The sequence below is a fragment of the Saccharopolyspora sp. NPDC049426 genome (assembly GCF_040676935.1).
GTDB lineage: Bacteria > Actinomycetota > Actinomycetes > Mycobacteriales > Pseudonocardiaceae > Saccharopolyspora.
On sequence record NZ_JBFAPZ010000007.1, the window covers coordinates 153674 to 171162 of the forward strand.

Below are 17489 nucleotides of genomic sequence, written 5' to 3' on the forward strand. Positions count from 1 at the left end.
GAAACCCCGGTGTTCGGCCACCCCCCATGCCGCGCACCGGAGCGGACGCCCCCAAATGGATCGGGTTCCCGCGCCCAAGTCCCCCAGCGTGCGGGAACCCGATCTTTTGGGTTTCGGGCGGGCGTGTTCACTCGTGCGTGGTCGCTGTCGGCAGCATTACCGCGAACAAGCGCCAACTCCACCGCTGCTTCCCTGACGGTTCTCCCCGCGCAGAAAACGGCTGCCCGACCGGAATTCCGGTGGGGCAGCCGCCTTCTCCGTCCGCTCAGATGTCGAGCTTGAACGACTGGGTGTCCGTGGCGTTGTGAACGGGTTTGGTGGAATTGCTGGTGACCTGTTCTCGTTCGATGAGCTGCAGTGCGCCGTTCTTGGCCGGGGGTTGCTGGATCGCCACGACCAGTCGCGGCGTGGACTTCGGGCTGATGACGACGGTGCCGTCGTTGCGGCGGTTGATCGTCCAGACCTGGGCTGCGTTGGCCGGATCGCAGGCGGCGGTGCGCAGCTCACCACCCGTGCGCGCCTCGGCGGTCACGCACTGGCGGTTCTCCTGGCTCTGGATGGTCATCGCGCCGTCGGGGCGCTTGGCGATGACCCACTGATCGGCCGAGCGCGGTTGCGCGGCCGAGTGGGGTTGCACGGTGCTGATCACCGAGTCGGGTCCGTTGACCACCCAGCGGGACTTGTCGGCGACTGTGGTGATCTTGGTGACGAGCACGGAATCGGCCGAGGCCGTCGGCGCGGGCACGACCGACAGGACCGCCATCGCGCCGAGTGCACCCAGCATCCAGCGAGCGCGTCTCATGGTTGTTCCTCCAAGAATGAAGGTGTTTCGGGGAAGGCGAGCCAGTCCGGTTCGCCCGAAATCGATAGATACCAGCGCCCCGGGTGATGTTCGCGGCCAGTAATCACAACGAGCGAAGCCCGGATGATTCGAGGTGTTCCCCGGACCGTCACCACCGGTGAGTAGCCTGACGGCCCGGTGTTCCCCAAGAGCTGCGAGGATTTTCGGTGACCGAGTACCAGCACTACGAGTTCCTCGCGGTCGACCGGCCGTTGAGCGACGACGAGCAGGCCGAGGTGCGGGAGCTGTCCAGCCGGGCGGTCATCAGCGACACGGCCTTCGCCGCCACCTACGAGCAGGACGACTTCCGCGGTGACCCCGACGTGATGATCGAGTCCTACTACGACGCCCACCTGCACGTGACGAGCTGGGGCACGCACCGGCTGATGATCCGGGTCTCGCGCGGGGACCTCGACGACGCGATCGCCGAGGAGTTCGAGGTCGCCGAGCGCGTCGACGTCTGGAGCTCCGACGACCACGTGGTGCTGGACTTCGTCAGCGAGGACGAGGAGCCCTCCACCCCCACCGGCCACGACGGACTGCTGCCGCGGCTGGCAGGCATCCGCGACGAGATCGCCTCCGGGGACCTGCGTCCGCTGTACCTCGCGTGGTTGGCGGGCTACGGCACGTGGGAACGCGACGAGTTCGCCTTCGACACCAGCGCCGAGGACGAGCTCGAACCGGTCGTACCGCCGGGACTCGCGCAGCTCACCGCCGCGCAGACCGCGCTCGCGGAGTTCCTGCGGCTGGACGACGACCTGCTGGCGGTGGCCGCCGAGAACAGCACGCCGCTGCAGGAGCGGCTCGACCCCAGCGCGCTCGGCGCCTGGGTGACCCATCTGCCGTCGGCCGACAAGGACCTGCTGTTGCTGCAGGTCGCGCAGGGTCAGGCGGCCGAGGCGCGGATCGAGATCCTGCGCCGCTTCAACGGCGACACCGCCGCGGGCAGCCGAACCGTGGGCGAACTCCTCGACCAGGCGGCCCAGCGCCGGGTCTGACCCCGCACCCCCCCTTTTATTGCCACCTCATTGCTACAGCAATCGAGGAGTGATTAACCTCGGAGAGGTTGGTCCTGACCGAGGGGGGAACGTGGACGAGGTGCAGCGGATCGGCGACTACGCGTTGCGGCAAGCCCGCCCGGAGGACGTCGAGGGCGCTCGCGCGCTGATGCTCGACACCTTCTACCGGGAGATGGGTTCCGGCTACGTCCCCGAGTGGCACGCCGACGTGATCGACCTCGAACGCACCTACCTGCGCACTCCCGGACAGACGCTGTTCGTCGCCGACTTCGGTGGTGAGGTCGTGGCCACCGCAGGACTGCGTGCCGGTGGCCCGAAGAGCCCGCCGAACCCGCTGTGGCTCGCCGAGCACTACGCGCGCGGCGCCACCGCGCAGCTGGTGCGCACCTACGTCCGCGCGTCGCACCGCAGGCGCGGGCTGGCTCGGGCGCTGGTCGAGAAGTGCTGCGAGTTCGCCGCGGAGTCCGGCTACGACACCGCCTACCTGCACACCAACCCCGAGATCGACGGTGCGGAACCGTTCTGGCGGAGCCTCGCCAAGGAGGTCCACGACGCGCGCGGCGAAGGCGAAGCGATCGTCCACTTCGAGATCGCCCTGCCGACCTCACCCGCGTGACCGCCGCCGACACCCGGCGCGGCCGGTGGTCGCTGCTGGCGCGGTGGGCCGTCCTGCCCGGACTCGCCCGCCTGCTGCTGCTCACGCAGCTGGCCTTCAACATCGGCTTCTACCTGGTGGTGCCGTTCCTGGCCACGCACCTGGCCGAAGATCTGGCGATGGCCGGCTGGGCGATCGGCATCGTGCTCGGCGTGCGCACCTTCAGCCAGCAGGGCATGTTCGCGCTCGGCGGCGCGCTGGCCGACCGCTTCGGCGTCCGACCCGCGGTGCTCGCGGGATGTTCGGTGCGCATCGCCGGGTTCCTGGTGCTGGCCGCGGCAGGTGATTTCGCGACCGTGCTGGTCGGAACCGTGCTGATCGGGCTCGCCGCCGCGCTGTTCTCCCCCGCGGTGGAATCGGCGCTGGCCGTGCAGGGCGCGGAGCTGGAGGACCGGGGCGTGATCTCCCGGACCGAGCTGTTCGGCCTGTTCGCGGTGTGCGGGGAGGTCGGCGCGGTGACCGGGCCGCTGCTCGGAGCGGTCCTGCTCAGCGTCGACTTCGGACTGACCTGCTCGGTCGCGGCCGCGGTCTTCGCGGTCATCCTGGCCGCGCACGCGCGATGGCTGCCGCGCGGACCGCACTCCGAGCGGCGGCCGCTGTTGGCCGGATGGGCCGACATCGCGCGCAACCGCACGTTCCTGATCTTCGCCGCCGGGTACAGCGCCTACCTGCTCAGCTACAACCAGCTCTACCTGGCACTGCCGGTGGAGCTGGGTCGGGTGGGAGCGGACTGGGCGCTGGGCTGGATGTTCGCGCTCGCCGCGGTCGTGGTCGTCGTCGGCCAGCTGCCGCTGGCGGCGTGGGCGCGCAACCGGTTCGGCGCGCATCGCGCGCTGCCGCTGGGGTTCGGCCTGCTCAGCCTCGCCTTCGCCGTCGTGGCGGTGCTCTCGCCGTGGACGCTGCCCGGCGGGCTGTCGCTGCTTCCGGCGGTGCTGTTCGTGGTGCTGCTGACCTTCGGGCAGATGCTGGCGGTTCCGGTGGCCCAGGACCTGGTTCCCCGGTTGGCGGGTGGGCGCAATCTCGGCTCGTACTACGGGTTCCTGTCCTCGGCGGGCGGTCTCGCGGTGCTCGTGGGAAGCGGTGTCGCGGGTGGACTGCTCGATCTGGCGGAGGCTCCGGGCCCGTCGGCGCCGGTGCCGTGGTCGGTGCTGGCGCTGCTGCCCGCTGTGGGTGGTCTCACGCTGCTGATCCTCGCCAGGCGGTACAGGAATGAAAGTCGTTCTCATTAAGCTGGGTGCTTCCGCACCCGAGGAGGTCCGCACCCCATGCCCTCGCCCCAGGGACTCACCCGCGTCGCCGCGCTGTTAGCCGGCGCGCTCGTGCTCTCCGGATGCTTCGCCGCCGCTCCCGGCGGTGGTGCGGACGACCGGCTGGGCGTGGCCATGTCGTTCCAGCCGGTCGCGAACCTCTCGCCTCACAGCGACGACGCGCTGCTGCTCACCAAGCTCGGAGCCGCCGAAACGCTCACCGTCCTCGACCGCGACGGCACCGCGCGGCCCGCGCTGGCCGAGAGCTGGGAGCAGGCCGACCCGTTCACTCTGCGGCTGAACCTGCGCGCGGGCGTCACCTTCCACGACGGCACACCGCTGACCGCCGAGCACGCCGCCGCATCCCTGAACCGCGTAGTCACCGCCACGACCCCGCCCCGCGCGCTCAAGGGCGTGCAGCTCACGGCGAAGGCCGCGGGTGAGCGGACGCTGGAGATCACCACCGCGCGACCGGACCCGATCCTGCCGCAGCGGCTCACCGCCCCGCAGCTGGCGGTCCTCGCCCCCGCGGCCTACGCGGACCCGGCGGCACCGAACCCGGTGCGCACCGGAACCGGCCCCTACGTGCTCGACTCGGTGCAGGGCGCGGCAGGCGCGACGCTCAACGCCAATCCGCGCTACTGGGGCGGTGCGCCGAAGGCGTCCGGTGTGGACGCGCGGTTCATCGCCGACGGCGCGAGCCGGGCGAACGCGCTGCGCGCGGGCGAGGTCGACGTGGTCGACACCGTGCCCGTCTCGCAGCTGCCCACCGTCGAGGGCAACGAGGTCCTCGACGTGCCGCTGCCCCGGCTGGTCGGCGCGCACCTCAACACCCGCTCCGCGGTGTTCGCCGACCCGGCGATGCGCGCGGCGGCGCGGCAGACCATCGACCCCGCCCGCATCGCCGAGGGCGTCTACGCGGGTCAGGCCGATCCGGCGCGGGGTCTGTTCGGCCCGGCGAGCCCGTGGGCGACCGCCGGCCCGCCGCCTCCGGCTCCCGCGGCCCAGCCGCGCGGCCGCATCCGCATCGCCACCTACGACGAGCGCCCGGAACTGCCCGAGATCGCCTCGGTGGTCGCCGAGGACCTGCGCAACGCCGGTTTCGAGGTGACCGACGTGGTCGTGCAGGAGTTCTCCACGATGGAGTCCGACCTGCTCTCCGGCGCCTACGACGTGGTGATCGGCGCCCGCAACTACTCGGTGGACACCGGTGACCCCATCGGCTACCTGCGCAGCGACTGGACCTGCGACGGCGGGTACAACCTGTCGCGGCTGTGCGACCCGGCAATCGACGCCGCCGTCGAGGCCGCCCAGCCCGCGCCCCCGGAGGAGCGCGAACGCGCCGCGGTGCGCATCGCCGAGCAGGTGCTCGGCACCGATGCGATCGTCCCGATCGCGCACGAGCGCAGCCGCATCGGCGTCGCTCCCGGCGTCAGCGGGGTCGCCGAGGACGGCTTCGACCGAAGGCTGATCACCGTCGAAACCTCGCACGGCGCATGAGGAAGGTGCTGCGCGGACTGCTCGTCACCGCCGGCGCCGTGCTCGTCCCCGCGTTCGTCGTCGGCGCGCTGCCGTGGCTGCGCGGCGACGACCCGGCGCAGACCGTGCTGCGCGCCCGCTCCGCCGAGCAGGAGCTCGACCCGGCCGTGCTCGCAGCGATCCGGCGCGACGTCGGCATTCCCGACGACCCGGTGACCGGAGCGCTGAGCTGGCTGGCGGGTGCGGTGCGCGGGGACTTCGGGCGGTCCTGGGTGAGCGGCGTTCCGGTGTCGGATTCGATCGGCCGGGCCGCGGGCATCTCCATCACGCTGGCCCTCGTCGCCTCGCTGACGGCGCTGGTGTGCGCGCTGCTGGTGCTGGCGCCGAGCCTGTGGCGGGCCGCCCAGGGCTCCGGTGGTGTCGGCAGGGGCGCGCTGGCCACCGGTGCCGTGCTCGCCGCGTTGCCCGAGTTCCTGCTCGCCACCGGGTTGCTGGTGCTGCTCGCCGTGCACTGGAGGCTGGCTCCGACCTCGGGCTGGTCCGGTCCGGCGAACATGCCGCTCCCGGCGCTGGCGCTGGGGCTTCCGGCCGCCGGTGCCCTCGGCCGGGTGCTGGCGAGCGCGATCGACGGCGCGCTAGCCGAGCCGTGGGTGCGGGTGTGGCGGGCCAACGGGTTTCGCAGGCGCGCGGTGCTGCGGGCCGTGGTGCGGCGCGCGGTGGCGGTGGCGTTCCCGCAGCTGGTGCTGCTGTTCGTCGGACTGCTCGGTTCGGGGATCGTGGTCGAGGCGGTCTTCGCCATCCCCGGTCTCGGGGCGACCGCGCTGAACGCCGTTCTCGCGCAGGACCTGCCGCTGGTGCAGGGGTGCGTGATCGTGCTGGCCCTGCTGGGCCTGGTGCTCGGCGGCCTGGGTGTCCTCGCGCACCGGTGGATGCTGGGCCCCGCACTGCACAGCACGGGCATCCCGCAGTCCACATCGGACTCGACGGGGAGCGCGCGCTGGGCGCTGGTGGCGGCCGGAGTGCTGGCGGCCGCCGTGCTGGCCGGCCTGCTGCGCGACCCGAACGCGATCTCGCTGACCGACCGGCTGCAGGCCCCGACGTCCACGCACCCCTTCGGCACCGACTCGCTGGGCCGCGACCTGCTCGCCCGCTTCGGCCACGGCGCGCTGCTCAGCATCGGCGGATCGCTGGTGGTCAGCGCGGTGGCGCTGGTGCTCGGCCTGGCCTCGGGCATGACCCGCACCCGCGCGGGCGTCGCCGACATCCTCAACGCGGTGCCGCCGGTGCTGGCGGGCGTCGTGGTCGCGGCCGTGGCCGGGCCGGGGATGCTCAGCGCCGTCATCGCGGTCTGCTCGGTCGCCTGGATCCCCCTGGCGGTGCACGCCCGGACCCTGACGGCCGAGGTGCGCGCCTCGGGTTTCGTCCGCACCGCCATCGCCACCGGCGCGAGCCGGACCCACGTCATCACCCGGCACCTGCTGCCCTCGGTGTTCACGCCGGTCCTGCGGCACGCACTGATCCGGTTGCCGCACAACGCCCTCGCCCTCGCGGGCCTCGGCTACCTGGGGCTCGCGGCGCCGCACGACTCCCCGGAGTGGGGCGCGATCCTCGCGCAGTCCATCGACTACGCCGAAACCGCCCCCTGGAGCGTGCTCTTCCCGACCGCGGGGCTCACCCTGCTCGGGATCACCGCCGCGCTGGCCCCGCACGCACCGGGCGGTTCCGAACCGGGCTGACCACCGGAACCGCCTGCGTCACGCGACCGGCTTGATGTCCGATCGCTTCACGTACACCCAGCGGTGGTTGTAGGAGATCCGCACGTACTGCTCGGCTCCGCTGATGACCACGTGGTTGTTCGGGTCTTCGAGACCGTCGTAGCCGACGTGGTAGTCCGTCGCGCGCACGTCGTCCCCGGCGACGTACACCTGCCCGGCCGGGATGGTGTACGGCAGCGGGTCGACCACGGTGGGGTCGATGCCCTCCGGGTACTCGCGCGGCGCCGGGGCCGCCATGCCGTAGGTCGGGATGCCGTCGCGGCGGGCCTCGACGAGCTCGGCGTCCTCGGCGGGAGCGGTGTTCTGGCCGCCCGGGTCGCGCAGCCACGCCTTCTTCCCGTCGAACCAGATCGCCAGCCAGTCGCCCCGCCGCTCGGCGACTGCGTAGCGCTGACCGGTGGCGGCCTTGGCCGACCAGTCCTCGATGCGGGTGGTGCCGGGTTCGCCGTCGGGGTGCAGCGCCGGGTTGCTCAGCAGCGGTGCGTCGTCGCGCGGCTCGGTGCGCAGGTGCAGGAAGTTCGCCGGCTGCGCGGGGAGTTCCTGGCAGGCGCCGTCCGGGCATTCGGTGACCGGCGGCTGGTTGGTGGCGAAGCGCGGGTGGACGGTCACCGCTTCGCCTTCGCCGCGCTCGCCGTCGAGCGGTGCCCCGACGAGGTTCATGTAGTGCGCCCAGTCCCAGTACGGGCCCGGGTCGTAGTGCTCGGACCCGGCACCGGTGGGCTTGTCGGCGCTGACCTCGTCGTGGCCGACGATGTGCTCGCGGTCCAGCGGGATGTCGTACTTCTCCGCCAGGTACCGCACGAGCTTCGCCGACGAGCGGTACATCGCCTCGGTGTACCAGGTGCCGCCCTCGTTGGCCCAGCCCTCGTGCTCGATGCCGATGGAGCGCATGTTCCGGTCCCAGCTACCGGCGTGCCACGGCATGTCCTTGGTCGGCACCATCTGCGTGACCTCGCCGTCGGACGACCGGATCACGTAGTGCGAGGCGGCACCGTGCGCCGGGTCCTGGAACAGCGAGATCGCCGTCTGGTAGGCGACTTCGGTGTCGTGGATGACGATCGAGTCGATCTCGACGTCGTCGGGCCGCTCGGCGGTGTCGTAGTTCCCGTACCCGGCCGCGGGGTTCTCCGGGTCGGTCGGCGCGTAGGCGGCCGGGATGAAGCGGCAGTCCAGCGAATCCGGGCACTCGGCTTCGGATTCCGCTTCGTCCTCGGCGAGAGCGGTCGCGGAGAGGTCGCGGTCGGGTTCCACCTCGGGGATCCGGGAGAACGCGACGTGCTGCCCGCTGGAGGTGGTGCGGGAACGCCCTTGCCCGAGCACGTCGTAGACGCTGTCGGCGAAGTCCTGCGCGCCGCTGGTCCGCGGGCTGCCGCTGAGGTCGGCGATCGCCGGGTACCAGGCGCCTAGGTCGTTCGGGAGCTCACCGCCGCCGAGCCGCTTGGCGCGCTCGGCGAGCAGCGCGGCCCCGGCGCGGACGTTCTGCTCCGGGTCGCGCTTGAGCGTCTCCGCCGGAACGCCCACGAGCCCTGCGGCTTCCGGCAGCGTGTGCAGCGCCGGGTGGTCGGCGAGCTCGCGCAGCTTCGGGTTCTCCTCGCGCAGCTGGGCCACGTCGACCTCGGTGAGGTGCATCGGCCCGTAGCCGCCCGCCCTGCTCTGCTCGCCGTGGTGGTCCTCCCACCTGGTGAGCTGGTAGGACGTGGCCACCAGAAGCGGTGCGGGAACGCCGAACTCAGCCGCGGCCGACTCGAACGTCCGCTGCACCGCGGTATCCGGATCCGCCGCGTGAGCGGGAGCGGTGCTGATCAGCAGCCCCGCGGTCACCGCCGCCCACAGCGCGCGTCGCTTCGCCTGTGCCTTCACCCGGGCCTCCCGTTCGGTGTCCGGCTCACGATGGAGCGCTCGGGAACGGAATGTCCTCCTCCGGTCGCGGGCGCGTCGGCGAGTTTATGCAACCGCCGCCCGCTCGTTACCCGTCAGGGCGTGCTGACCTGGAAATCGCGGAACTGGGCGCGCACGTCGTGGCTCGGGCCCCACTCGGTGACGTGGCCGCCGAAGAACGTGGAGAAGAAGATGCCGGCGAAGGGGATGTCGGAGATCTGCTGGATCCCCTGCTCGTCGAGCACCTGCTGCCCGTCGACGCTCACCACGATGCGCCCGCTGTCGCGGTCGACGGTCTGCTGCACGGTGTGCCACTGGTCGTCGGCCTGCCACTGCCAGACTCCGCGACCGACGTCCTCGCCGTAGCCGTCACCCATCGACGGGTCGTAGACGTAGACCTCGCCGTCGGCACTGCGCGCGCCGGAACCGCTGTCGTTGCGCCACATGTACCGGGTCGACCACGCCTGACCGTGGTTCCCGCCTCCGGCCTCGCCGGGCGTTCCGCCGTAGAGACCGGGCAGCTTGCCGCCCTTGCCGAAGTCCCAGTCCGCCGGGAACCGGACCTGGTAGGTCAGCTGGAGGCTGCGCGCCTCGGCGAGGTCGCCGCGCCCGGCGGCGGTGAAGTCGCTGTAGAACTGGCCGCCGCCTTCGCTGGGGCAGTCCTCGCAGGACGGCGCGGACGAACCCCGGCCGTAGAACACGTCCACGGCCCCGTCCTGGCCGGACATCCGGTCGAACCCGAACTGCCCGTCACCGACCACACCCCACTGCTGCGACCAGGAATCGTCCGGGAAGCCGGTGAAGTCACCGCTCCACGGGTCCGCGGCCGACGCCGTCGCGGGCAGCGAGACCGCCGCGGCCAGCAGGAACCCGAGAAGCCCTGCCGCTCGGCGAGATCGGCGAGTGCGCATCGTTGATCACCTCGGCCACGAGCACACACCCCCACCCCCACCCGGTCAACGCCCTGGCGGGAACCTGCCGCGGGTCAGGTGCCGTGGACGAGGTGGTGGACTCGGCGCAGGACGTCGAGCTGGGCCGGGTTGTAGAGGTCGGCGAGGGCTTTGCCCGCGGTGATCCAGGCGTGCCGGGAGCCGCCGGGGGCGTCGGCGTCGAGTTCGAGCAGGCCGGGGTGCTTCTCGTAGAGGGTTCGGGTGACCTCGGCGAGCCCTTCGGCGACGGCCTGGCGGGTGGGTTCGTCGGCGTCGGCGGGCAGGTCGTCGAACTCCGGGGAGGCCTCCTCGACCGAGGCGTTCTGCAACATGTCGACGTAGGCCTGCATCCCCTGCGGACCGAGGACCCTGGAGATCACGACGAGGAACGAGCGGTCCGTCTCGGTCATCGGGGCCTCCGCCGCGGCGGAGCCGAGTTCGGGCGGCAGGTCGGTGGGCGTGGCCTGGTGCAGGAGGAGACCGAGCTCCACGCGGGCTCGTTGCAGTCGTTCGATGGTGGCGGCGAGTTCCGCGTCGAGAGCGCGCAGGGCTTCCTCCGGGTGGTCGTCGGCGTCGCCCATGGCGGCGATCTGGGACAGCGAGAACCCGAGGTCGACCAGGCGCTTGATGCGCAGCAACCGGACCAGGTGGGCGACGCCGTACTGCTTGTAGCCGTTGGCCCGGCGTTCGGGCTCGTCGAGCAGCCCCACCTCGTGGTAGTGCCGCACGGCGCGCAGGCTCGTGCCCGCCAGCTCGGCGATCTCGCGGGTGCTCCAGGCCACCGGGTTTCTCCTCGTCTCAAGGGCGTTGCACGTCGTAGTCAAAACCGTGCCGCTGCGGCATGGTCAAGGGTGAGGCGCATCACTCCGCCGCGGGCTTGAGCATGCCGCAGCGGCACACCTTCTCCTTGTTCCACAGCCACGAACGAGGGGGATGACATGGCCAGACCCGACCACATCGCGGTCGAGGACCTCTTCGCCGACCCGCAGCGCGCCAAGGCGCGGATCTCGCCGGACGGCACCAGGTTCGCGTTCCTCGCGCCCTGGAAGAACCGGCTCAACGTGTGGGTTCAGGACCTCGACGCGGATGCCGAGCCGCGGTGCGTGACCGCCGATGAGACCCGCAGCGTGCAGAGCTTCCACTGGACCGACGATCCGCGCTGGCTGCTCTACCTGCAAGACGACGGCGGCGACGAGAACTGGCACCTGCACCGGGTGGACCTGGACGACCCAGGCGCGCCCGCCGTGGACCTCACGCCGTTCCCCGGCGCGCGGGTGGTCTCGGCCGAACCGTCCATCGGCCGCCCCGGCAAGCTCGCGCTCCTGCTGAACGCGCGCAACCCGGCCGAGTTCGACCTGCACGAGCTCGACATCGCCACCGGCGAGCTCACGATGCTCGGCGAATGCCCGGGACTCGGCATGAGCTGGTTCCAGGCCGGTGGCGGGGAGCTGCTGGCCACCGCGCTCACCGCCGAGGGCGACGTCGAGATCCTGCGCTCGGACGCCGACGGCGCGCTGCGGCGCGTGCTGCTGCTGCCGGGCCCCGACCACCCGGTCGGCGGCATGTCGCAGATGACGCCCGACGGCACCGGCATGTGGTTCGGCACCAACGAGGGCACCGACCGGACCCGTCTGGTCCGCATCGACCTCGCCACCGGCGAGTCGACCGAGGTCGACAGCCACCCGACCTTCGACCTCGATCCGCGCCCGCAGGTGTTCCCCACCGCGCCCGCGACGCTGATCCTCGACCGCGCCGGCGAGCTGCTCGGCGTCCGCTACCTCGGCGAACGCCAGGAGATCCGGGCGCTCGACCCGCACTTCGCCGAGGTGCTGGCCCGGCTCCAGGAGCTCTCCGACGGCGACCTCGGCGAACTCACCTCCGACGACGCCGGGCAGCGCTGGATCGCCTCGTTCAACCACGACCGCGACCCGGGCGCCACCTGGTTCTACGACCACTCCACCGGTGAGCGGCGGCTGCTGTTCCGGCCATGGCCGCACCTCGACCCCGAGTCGCTGGCCCCGATGACGCCGGTGACCATCACCGCCCGCGACGGGCTGGAGCTACCGTCGTACCTGACCCTCCCGGTCGGCGTGGAACCGTCGAAGCTGCCGCTGGTGCTGCTGGTCCACGGTGGACCGTGGGCGCGCGACGCGTGGGGTTTCGACCCGGTGGCGCAGCTGTTCGCCAACCGCGGCTGCGCGGTCCTGCAGGTCAACTTCCGGGGTTCGACCGGTTTCGGCAAGGCGCACACGCAGGCCGCGATCGGCGAGTTCGCCGGAGCGATGCACGACGACCTCATCGACGGTGTCGACTGGGCCGTCGAGCAGGGCTACGCCGACCCCGACCGGGTCGCGATCTTCGGCGGCTCCTACGGCGGCTACGCGGCGCTCGTCGGCGCCACCTTCACGCCCGACCGCTTCGCAGCCGTCGTCGACTACGTCGGCATCTCCAACCTCGCGAACTTCATGCGCACCCAACCCGATTTCGTCAAACCCGGGCTGGTCAACAACTGGTTCCGCTACGTCGGCGACCCGGCCGATCCGGAGCAGGAGGCCGACATGCTGGCCCGCTCGCCGATCACCCGCGTCGACGCGATCCGCGCCCCGCTGCTGGTCGTCCAGGGCGCCAACGACGCCCGCGTCGTGCAGCAGGAGTCGGACCTGATCGTCGACGCCGTCCGCGCGCGCGGCATCGAGGTCGAGTACCTGGTCTTCGACGACGAAGGACACATGTTCGTCAACCGGGAGAACGTCATCGCCATGTTCCAGGCAGCCGACCGCTTCATCACCCGCCACATAGGAGACGTGAAATGACCGCGACAGAAGCCGATTCGCCCCAGAGCGAGCAGCAGCCCGTCAACGTCCAGCAGACGCTGCTCGACGGCCTCGGCGGACCTATGGGGATGCTGTGCACGACGCTGCCCGTGGTGGTGTTCGTGACCGCCACCGCGTTCCTGCCGCTGACCCCGTCGATCGGGGTCGCGCTCGCGGTGGCCTTGGCGCTCACCGGTTTCCGGCTGCTGCGCGGCGAGAAGCTGTCCTCGGCCCTTGGCGGCGTGCTGGCCATCGCCGCCGCCGGCGGTGTCGCGGCCTGGACCGGCTCGGCCAAGGACTTCTTCCTCATCGGGATCTGGGCCAGCCTCGCCGGGGCGGTCGTCGTGCTGGTCTCGATGCTCGCCGGACGTCCGCTGACCGGGGTCATCTGGAACCTCCTGCACGGCGGCGAGAACGCCTGGCGCCAGAACCGGTCCGCGCTGCGCGCCCACTACCTCGCGTCGATGGCGGTGCTGCTGGTCTTCGCGGGCCGGTTCGTGGTCAAGGAATGGCTCTACCTCGCCGATTCCACCGGCTGGCTGGCCTTCGCCAAGATCGCCATGGGCACCCCGCTGACCGCGCTGGCCGCCCTGGTCGTCCTCTGGGCCTTCCGCCGCACCACGAAGGCCCTCAAGCCCTGACCGATCAGCTGACCCGGCGGCCGGCCGCGCGATCCAACCGGAAGTGGATCGCGGCCGGCAGCCGTTCTGCCCCCAGGGCTCGGCGTGCGCGGTCGAGGACCTTGTCGTCCAGCTCCGCCCACACCCCGCGCACGTCCGCGCCTTCCTGCAAGGACAGCGCGAGTCGCAGGTGCGGCCGCTGCTCGGTGCCCGCCATCCGCACCCGGGCGCGGCTGACTCCCGCGACCTGCTCGGCGTCGGCGCGCACCGCCGCGGCGAGCGCTCCGGAGGTGATGGTGGCCGAACCGCCGTCCTCGTCGGCCAGCGGCACGTCCGGCCGCCCCTCCGGGCGCAGCGAACGCAGCAGCCACCAGAGCCCGAGGACAACCAGCACCGCGCCCAGCGCAGCGGCGCCGGCCAGGAACGGCACACGGTTCGCACCGACCCAGTTCTCCAGCAGCGGGTCCAGCACCGGCCGTCCCGCGCGGAACCGGCCGAGCAGACCGGTACCGACGACCAGCGCCGAGGCGCCTGCGGCCAGCAGCACGAGCGCGAGCACGCTCAGCAGCGAACGCTCGAATCCCAGCGATCGTCCGATCGGCGTGCGGCTCGGCCGCACGTCCCCGTTCACCTTCGTCATCACCGCTCCTTCGCCGGAGAGACCGACACCGACACCCTCGGGCCGCGCCGCAGCGGCAGCCCCTCGACCGCGGCGGTCGCGGTGGTCGCCGCCCGGTCCCGCAGATCGCCGACGGCGCGGAACCGCCCGGTCACCCTCACCCGCACCCGCTTCCGACGGGCGGTCACCGCCGCGGCAGCCACACCGCCCTCGGCGCGCACCCGGTGGCCGACCACCCTGGCCAGCGAACGGGGATCGGTCGTGACCGTCACCTCCGGCGCCGGGTCGAGCAGCCGGATGACCCGGCGTCCCGCGAGCAGCGAGACCAGCAGCAGCACCGCACCGAGCACCGCGCACCCGGCAGCGACAACCAGCACCGGACCGTCTCGCCAGGTCAGCCCGTTCAGCGCGGGCCGAGCGGCCGACCACGGGACCAGCACGCCGCCCGAGTCCGGGCGAACCCAGACCCCGACGACCTCCACGATCAGCAGCACTCCGCCGGCGAGCACGACCAGCCCCGCCAGGGAGGTGAGCAATCGGACGACGACGCGCACGGGACTCACTCCACTCGGTTTCGTCGGGCGGCGGGCACCAGGGCGGAGACCGTGACCTCCACGTTCAGCACCCCGGCATCGGCTAGCCGCTCCAGCTCCTCGGACACGGCCTCGCGCACCGCGCGGGCGGTCTCCGGGACCGGTTCCGGGTAGCTCACCGGCAGATCCAGCCGGATGCGCAGTTCCTCGGCGGGCCCGGAGAGCTTCGCGCTCGGTCCGCGGCGGGTGCGCGCGACGCCCGCGACTCCGCTCGCGGCGTGCTCGACGATCTTGCGGAGCACGCCGCGGTCGATCTCCAGCGAGCCGCGCTCACCCGCGTCCTGCGCCTCGGCGGCCGGGGCGCTCACCGGTCCCCGCCCCGGCCGAACACCTCTCCGAGGTCCAGTTCCCCCTCGACGACCCGGCCGGCGACCACACCGATCGCACCGAGCACCAGCGCGATCAGGAAACCGGTGAAACCTCCTGCCGCAGCGGCAACTCCGAGGATCAACCCGGCCAGCAGCCCTGTCTGCACAGCGTTCATTCGCCACACCCTCCTCGTCGCCTCGATCGAGGCGATCTCTCACCGCACCCGGCTGCGCTTCCTGCGCCGACGCCAGGCGCGGACCCGGCCGGCGAGCCGGGTCACCATCCGCGCGTTGGGGACCACGTGCACCGGGGCGTCGTAGCGGTCTGGACGGCCGTCGCGTCCCCGCTCCGGCCGCGAGCGGTCGCGAAGCCGTCCCAGACCCGCTGCGAACACCTCCGGATCACCACCCGCGTCGGGGTGGTTGGCCCGGATGAAAGCGCGATACCGGCGCCGCGCGTCCGGATCCGGTTCGCGGACCATCAGCTGTCTCCCGGTTCCTCGCCCGGCGCTACGACGGCGCCGACCACCACGTCCACCGAGACGTCGCCGACGACCGCGGCGACTCGCCGCCGCAGCTGTTCCACGACGTCCGGCAGCGGGTCGCCGAGCCGCAGCACCACTCCGACCTCGACCGCGTCCTGCGCGTCGGCGAGCCGAACGCCGACGACCCGGCGGCCGGGCAGGTGCGTGGCCGTGGTGCCGAAACTCCCGCCGTGCAGCCCGGCCACCGCCGGGTGCGCCAGCACGGCCGCGGCGACCTGGTCGGCCACCTCAGCTGCGCCGGGGCTCATCCCGGTTCCTCCGCGCATCGCGGGAGGTGGGCGGACGCCACGGTCACTCCACCCGGGAGGAGGCGCCGCTGGAGGCACCCTCGTTGTCCTGGCCTTCGTCGGAAGGCAGGTGGATGTCGTTGACCGCGATGTTCACCTCGATGACCTCGAGACCGGTCATCCGCTCGACCCCGCTGATGACGTTGCGGCGCACCGCGCGGGCGATCTCCGAGATGGACGCGCCGTACTCGACGATGATGTCCAGGTCGACGGCCGCCTGCTTCTCCCCGACCTCGACCTGCACGCCCGAGGTCGACGAGGTGCCGCTACCACCCGGAATGCGCTCCCGGATCGCGCCGAAGGCGCGGGAGACCCCGCCGCCCATCGCGTGCACCCCGGAGATCTCGCGCGCCGCGATGCCCGCGATCTTCTGCACCACCGAGGCCGCGATCGTGGTCTTGCCCTGCGAGGTCTGCTCGGTGGGCCGAACCGATCCCGCACCGGAGCCGGTGGTCACCGAGGTCGAGACGTCCTGGGACTCGGTGCGCTGGGTGGAGTTGCCGCTCGACTGGGGCATGGTGATTCCTTCCGCTCGATCACTCGCGGCCGCCCGACCGCGAACACCGCGGGCCGGGCCGAACCGCTGCCGACGGAAGATCAGATGCGGCGTCGCAAGGATCTGTGACGGCGAAGTGACGCGCGTCACGGCAGAAGCGGAAGCCGTCACTCCCCGGGGAACGAGACGTCGGCGATGCGGACCCACACGGCAGGGGCACCCGGACCGAGCGCGCCGCGCAACCCGTCCTCGACCTCATCGCGCAGCCGACTCGCCAGCTCCGGGGCGTCCGAGCCGTAGGTCACCTGGAGCTCGACGCGGATCTCCTGCGAATCGCCCGTGCACGCCAGCAACCGGACACCGGGGAAGCCCACGAGCAGCTCGGCGGTCAAGCGCCGCGCCAGCACCAGCGTGGCGTGCGGGGAAATCCGCAACGCCCCGCCTTCCTGCGGGATCTCGATCGTCGGTCCGGCGCTGACGCCGCGGGCCCGGCGGGAGGTCGTCAGCACCCGGTCGAGCAGGCCGTTCGGCGGTTCCACGGAGACCTGGGCCGCGCGGCGCACCGGCGCCCAGCTGGGGCCCAGCCGGTCCAGCGCGGCGCGGCAGTGCGGGCAGCCGGCGACGTGCTCGGCGAACTCCGCCGTCGAATCGCCCGCGAGGTGTTCGACCAGCTCGCCGTAGGTGTGCCCGCAGGCCAGCTGTTGCTCGGGGTCGAAGGGAAATTCACCCACGGCGCATCTCCTCCAACTTCGCGAGCAGGGCCAACCTGGCGCGGTGCAACCGGGAGCGCAACGCGGCGGTGTTCACCTCTAGCACCTCGGCGATCTCCTCGTACGACATCCCTTCGAACTCGCGCAGCACCAGGGGTACCCGTTGCGAGGGTTCGAGGGTGGCGATCGCGCGGTGCACCAGATCGGCCTCCTCGGAACGCACGGCGTGCCCTTCCGGATTTCCCGTGCCGTCGTCGGCGATCAGGTGGTCCATCGATTCGTCGCTGACGTCCATCGGAACGGCCCGGCGCCTGCGGACCTGGCCGAGCGCCGCGTTGGTCACCACCCGGTACAGCCACGTGGTCGGCGCGGCGTCGCCCCGGAAGCGGTTCAGCGACCGCCAGGCCGACACCCACGCCTCCTGGACCGCGTCCTCCGCCTCCGCCCGGTCGGCGAGGATGCGGAACGCGACCCGGTACATCGTCGCGGTGTGCCGGCGGACCAGTTCGTCGAACGCGACGCCATCGCCGCGCTGGGCGGCGGCCATCAGGTCTCTGTCGGTGTCGACCCGCTCGGTCACGCCCGAAGTCTCCCGCAGCTCATCGGCAGAGGCGACTCCACCGGAGGTCCACTTCACCGCGGACGTCCAGCGGTGAGTTCGATGATCGCACCCGG

20 protein-coding genes are annotated in these 17489 nt (G+C 72.1%); 7 read left to right on the plus strand and 13 right to left on the minus strand.

What is annotated here, in order from left to right; all coding sequences use genetic code 11:
• Positions 1–265: 265 nt before the first annotated feature.
• Positions 266–802: an RICIN domain-containing protein gene (locus AB0J78_RS17100; RefSeq protein ID WP_363789970.1), complete on the minus strand. Its 537-nt coding sequence runs from the start codon at positions 800–802 to the stop codon at positions 266–268.
• Between the two features lie 206 nt (positions 803–1008).
• On the opposite strand from AB0J78_RS17100, the gene AB0J78_RS17105 reads away from it, so the two are divergent.
• The 5 genes from AB0J78_RS17105 (at position 1009) to AB0J78_RS17125 (ending at position 6977) form a co-directional block, all read left to right on the plus strand.
• Positions 1009–1839, plus strand: a complete 831-nt coding sequence (locus AB0J78_RS17105; RefSeq protein WP_363789972.1) for a hypothetical protein — start codon at positions 1009–1011, stop codon at positions 1837–1839.
• 91 nt (positions 1840–1930) lie between these two features.
• Positions 1931–2476 (plus strand): GNAT family N-acetyltransferase, encoded by a 546-nt coding sequence (locus AB0J78_RS17110; RefSeq protein WP_363789975.1) that lies wholly within the window; start codon positions 1931–1933, stop codon positions 2474–2476.
• The gene (locus AB0J78_RS17115) at positions 2473–3744 is read left to right on the plus strand and encodes an MFS transporter (RefSeq protein ID WP_363789977.1); all 1272 of its coding nucleotides are present in this window, start codon (positions 2473–2475) and stop codon (positions 3742–3744) included. The genes AB0J78_RS17110 and AB0J78_RS17115 overlap by 4 nt, the downstream gene beginning before the upstream one ends.
• A gap of 36 nt (positions 3745–3780) precedes the next feature.
• The gene (locus AB0J78_RS17120) at positions 3781–5262 is read left to right on the plus strand and encodes an ABC transporter substrate-binding protein (RefSeq protein ID WP_363789979.1); all 1482 of its coding nucleotides are present in this window, start codon (positions 3781–3783) and stop codon (positions 5260–5262) included.
• Positions 5259–6977: an ABC transporter permease subunit gene (locus AB0J78_RS17125; RefSeq protein ID WP_363789981.1), complete on the plus strand. Its 1719-nt coding sequence runs from the start codon at positions 5259–5261 to the stop codon at positions 6975–6977. Before AB0J78_RS17120 ends, AB0J78_RS17125 begins: the two co-directional genes overlap by 4 nt.
• Before the next feature lie 18 nt (positions 6978–6995).
• Here the strand turns inward: AB0J78_RS17125 and AB0J78_RS17130 are convergent, their stop codons facing one another.
• The 3 genes from AB0J78_RS17130 to AB0J78_RS17140 all read right to left on the minus strand — a co-directional run bounded on the left by AB0J78_RS17130 (position 6996) and on the right by AB0J78_RS17140 (position 10605).
• Complete coding sequence (locus AB0J78_RS17130; protein ID WP_363789983.1) at positions 6996–8876, minus strand: N-acetylmuramoyl-L-alanine amidase; 1881 nt, start codon at positions 8874–8876, stop codon at positions 6996–6998.
• Positions 8877–8989: 113 nt separating this feature from the next.
• Positions 8990–9805, minus strand: coding sequence for a polysaccharide lyase (locus tag AB0J78_RS17135; RefSeq protein WP_363789985.1), 816 nt, complete (start codon positions 9803–9805; stop codon positions 8990–8992).
• A 74-nt stretch (positions 9806–9879) separates the two neighbouring features.
• On the minus strand, positions 9880–10605 hold the full coding sequence (locus AB0J78_RS17140; protein ID WP_363789987.1) for a MerR family transcriptional regulator: 726 nt from the start codon (positions 10603–10605) through the stop codon (positions 9880–9882).
• 156 nt (positions 10606–10761) lie between these two features.
• On the opposite strand from AB0J78_RS17140, the gene AB0J78_RS17145 reads away from it, so the two are divergent.
• Complete coding sequence (locus AB0J78_RS17145; RefSeq protein WP_363789989.1) at positions 10762–12636, plus strand: S9 family peptidase; 1875 nt, start codon at positions 10762–10764, stop codon at positions 12634–12636.
• Positions 12633–13277, plus strand: a complete 645-nt coding sequence (locus tag AB0J78_RS17150; RefSeq protein ID WP_363789991.1) for a DUF3159 domain-containing protein — start codon at positions 12633–12635, stop codon at positions 13275–13277. The genes AB0J78_RS17145 and AB0J78_RS17150 overlap by 4 nt, the downstream gene beginning before the upstream one ends.
• Positions 13278–13281: 4 nt before the next feature.
• Here AB0J78_RS17150 and amaP read toward each other — a convergent pair whose 3' ends face one another.
• The 9 genes from amaP to AB0J78_RS17195 form a co-directional block, all read right to left on the minus strand.
• Complete coding sequence (amaP, locus tag AB0J78_RS17155; RefSeq protein WP_363789993.1) at positions 13282–13896, minus strand: alkaline shock response membrane anchor protein AmaP; 615 nt, start codon at positions 13894–13896, stop codon at positions 13282–13284.
• Positions 13896–14429: a DUF6286 domain-containing protein gene (locus AB0J78_RS17160; RefSeq protein WP_363789995.1), complete on the minus strand. Its 534-nt coding sequence runs from the start codon at positions 14427–14429 to the stop codon at positions 13896–13898. The genes amaP and AB0J78_RS17160 overlap by 1 nt, the downstream gene beginning before the upstream one ends.
• A gap of 5 nt (positions 14430–14434) precedes the next feature.
• Positions 14435–14776, minus strand: a complete 342-nt coding sequence (locus tag AB0J78_RS17165; RefSeq protein WP_363789997.1) for a hypothetical protein — start codon at positions 14774–14776, stop codon at positions 14435–14437.
• A complete protein-coding gene (locus tag AB0J78_RS17170; RefSeq protein WP_363789999.1) occupies positions 14773–14952 on the minus strand; it encodes a hypothetical protein in 180 nt (59 codons plus the stop codon). The genes AB0J78_RS17165 and AB0J78_RS17170 overlap by 4 nt, the downstream gene beginning before the upstream one ends.
• Before the next feature lie 39 nt (positions 14953–14991).
• Positions 14992–15258: a hypothetical protein gene (locus AB0J78_RS17175; RefSeq protein WP_363790001.1), complete on the minus strand. Its 267-nt coding sequence runs from the start codon at positions 15256–15258 to the stop codon at positions 14992–14994.
• Positions 15258–15569: a hypothetical protein gene (locus AB0J78_RS17180; RefSeq protein WP_363790003.1), complete on the minus strand. Its 312-nt coding sequence runs from the start codon at positions 15567–15569 to the stop codon at positions 15258–15260. The genes AB0J78_RS17175 and AB0J78_RS17180 overlap by 1 nt, the downstream gene beginning before the upstream one ends.
• A 43-nt stretch (positions 15570–15612) precedes the next feature.
• Entirely contained in the window at positions 15613–16125 is a 513-nt protein-coding gene (locus AB0J78_RS17185) for an Asp23/Gls24 family envelope stress response protein (protein WP_363790005.1), read from the minus strand.
• Positions 16126–16271: 146 nt separating this feature from the next.
• Complete coding sequence (locus tag AB0J78_RS17190) at positions 16272–16835, minus strand: hypothetical protein (protein ID WP_363790007.1); 564 nt, start codon at positions 16833–16835, stop codon at positions 16272–16274.
• Positions 16828–17394, minus strand: coding sequence for a sigma-70 family RNA polymerase sigma factor (locus tag AB0J78_RS17195; RefSeq protein WP_363790009.1), 567 nt, complete (start codon positions 17392–17394; stop codon positions 16828–16830). Before AB0J78_RS17195 ends, AB0J78_RS17190 begins: the two co-directional genes overlap by 8 nt.
• Positions 17395–17489 lie beyond the last annotated feature (95 nt).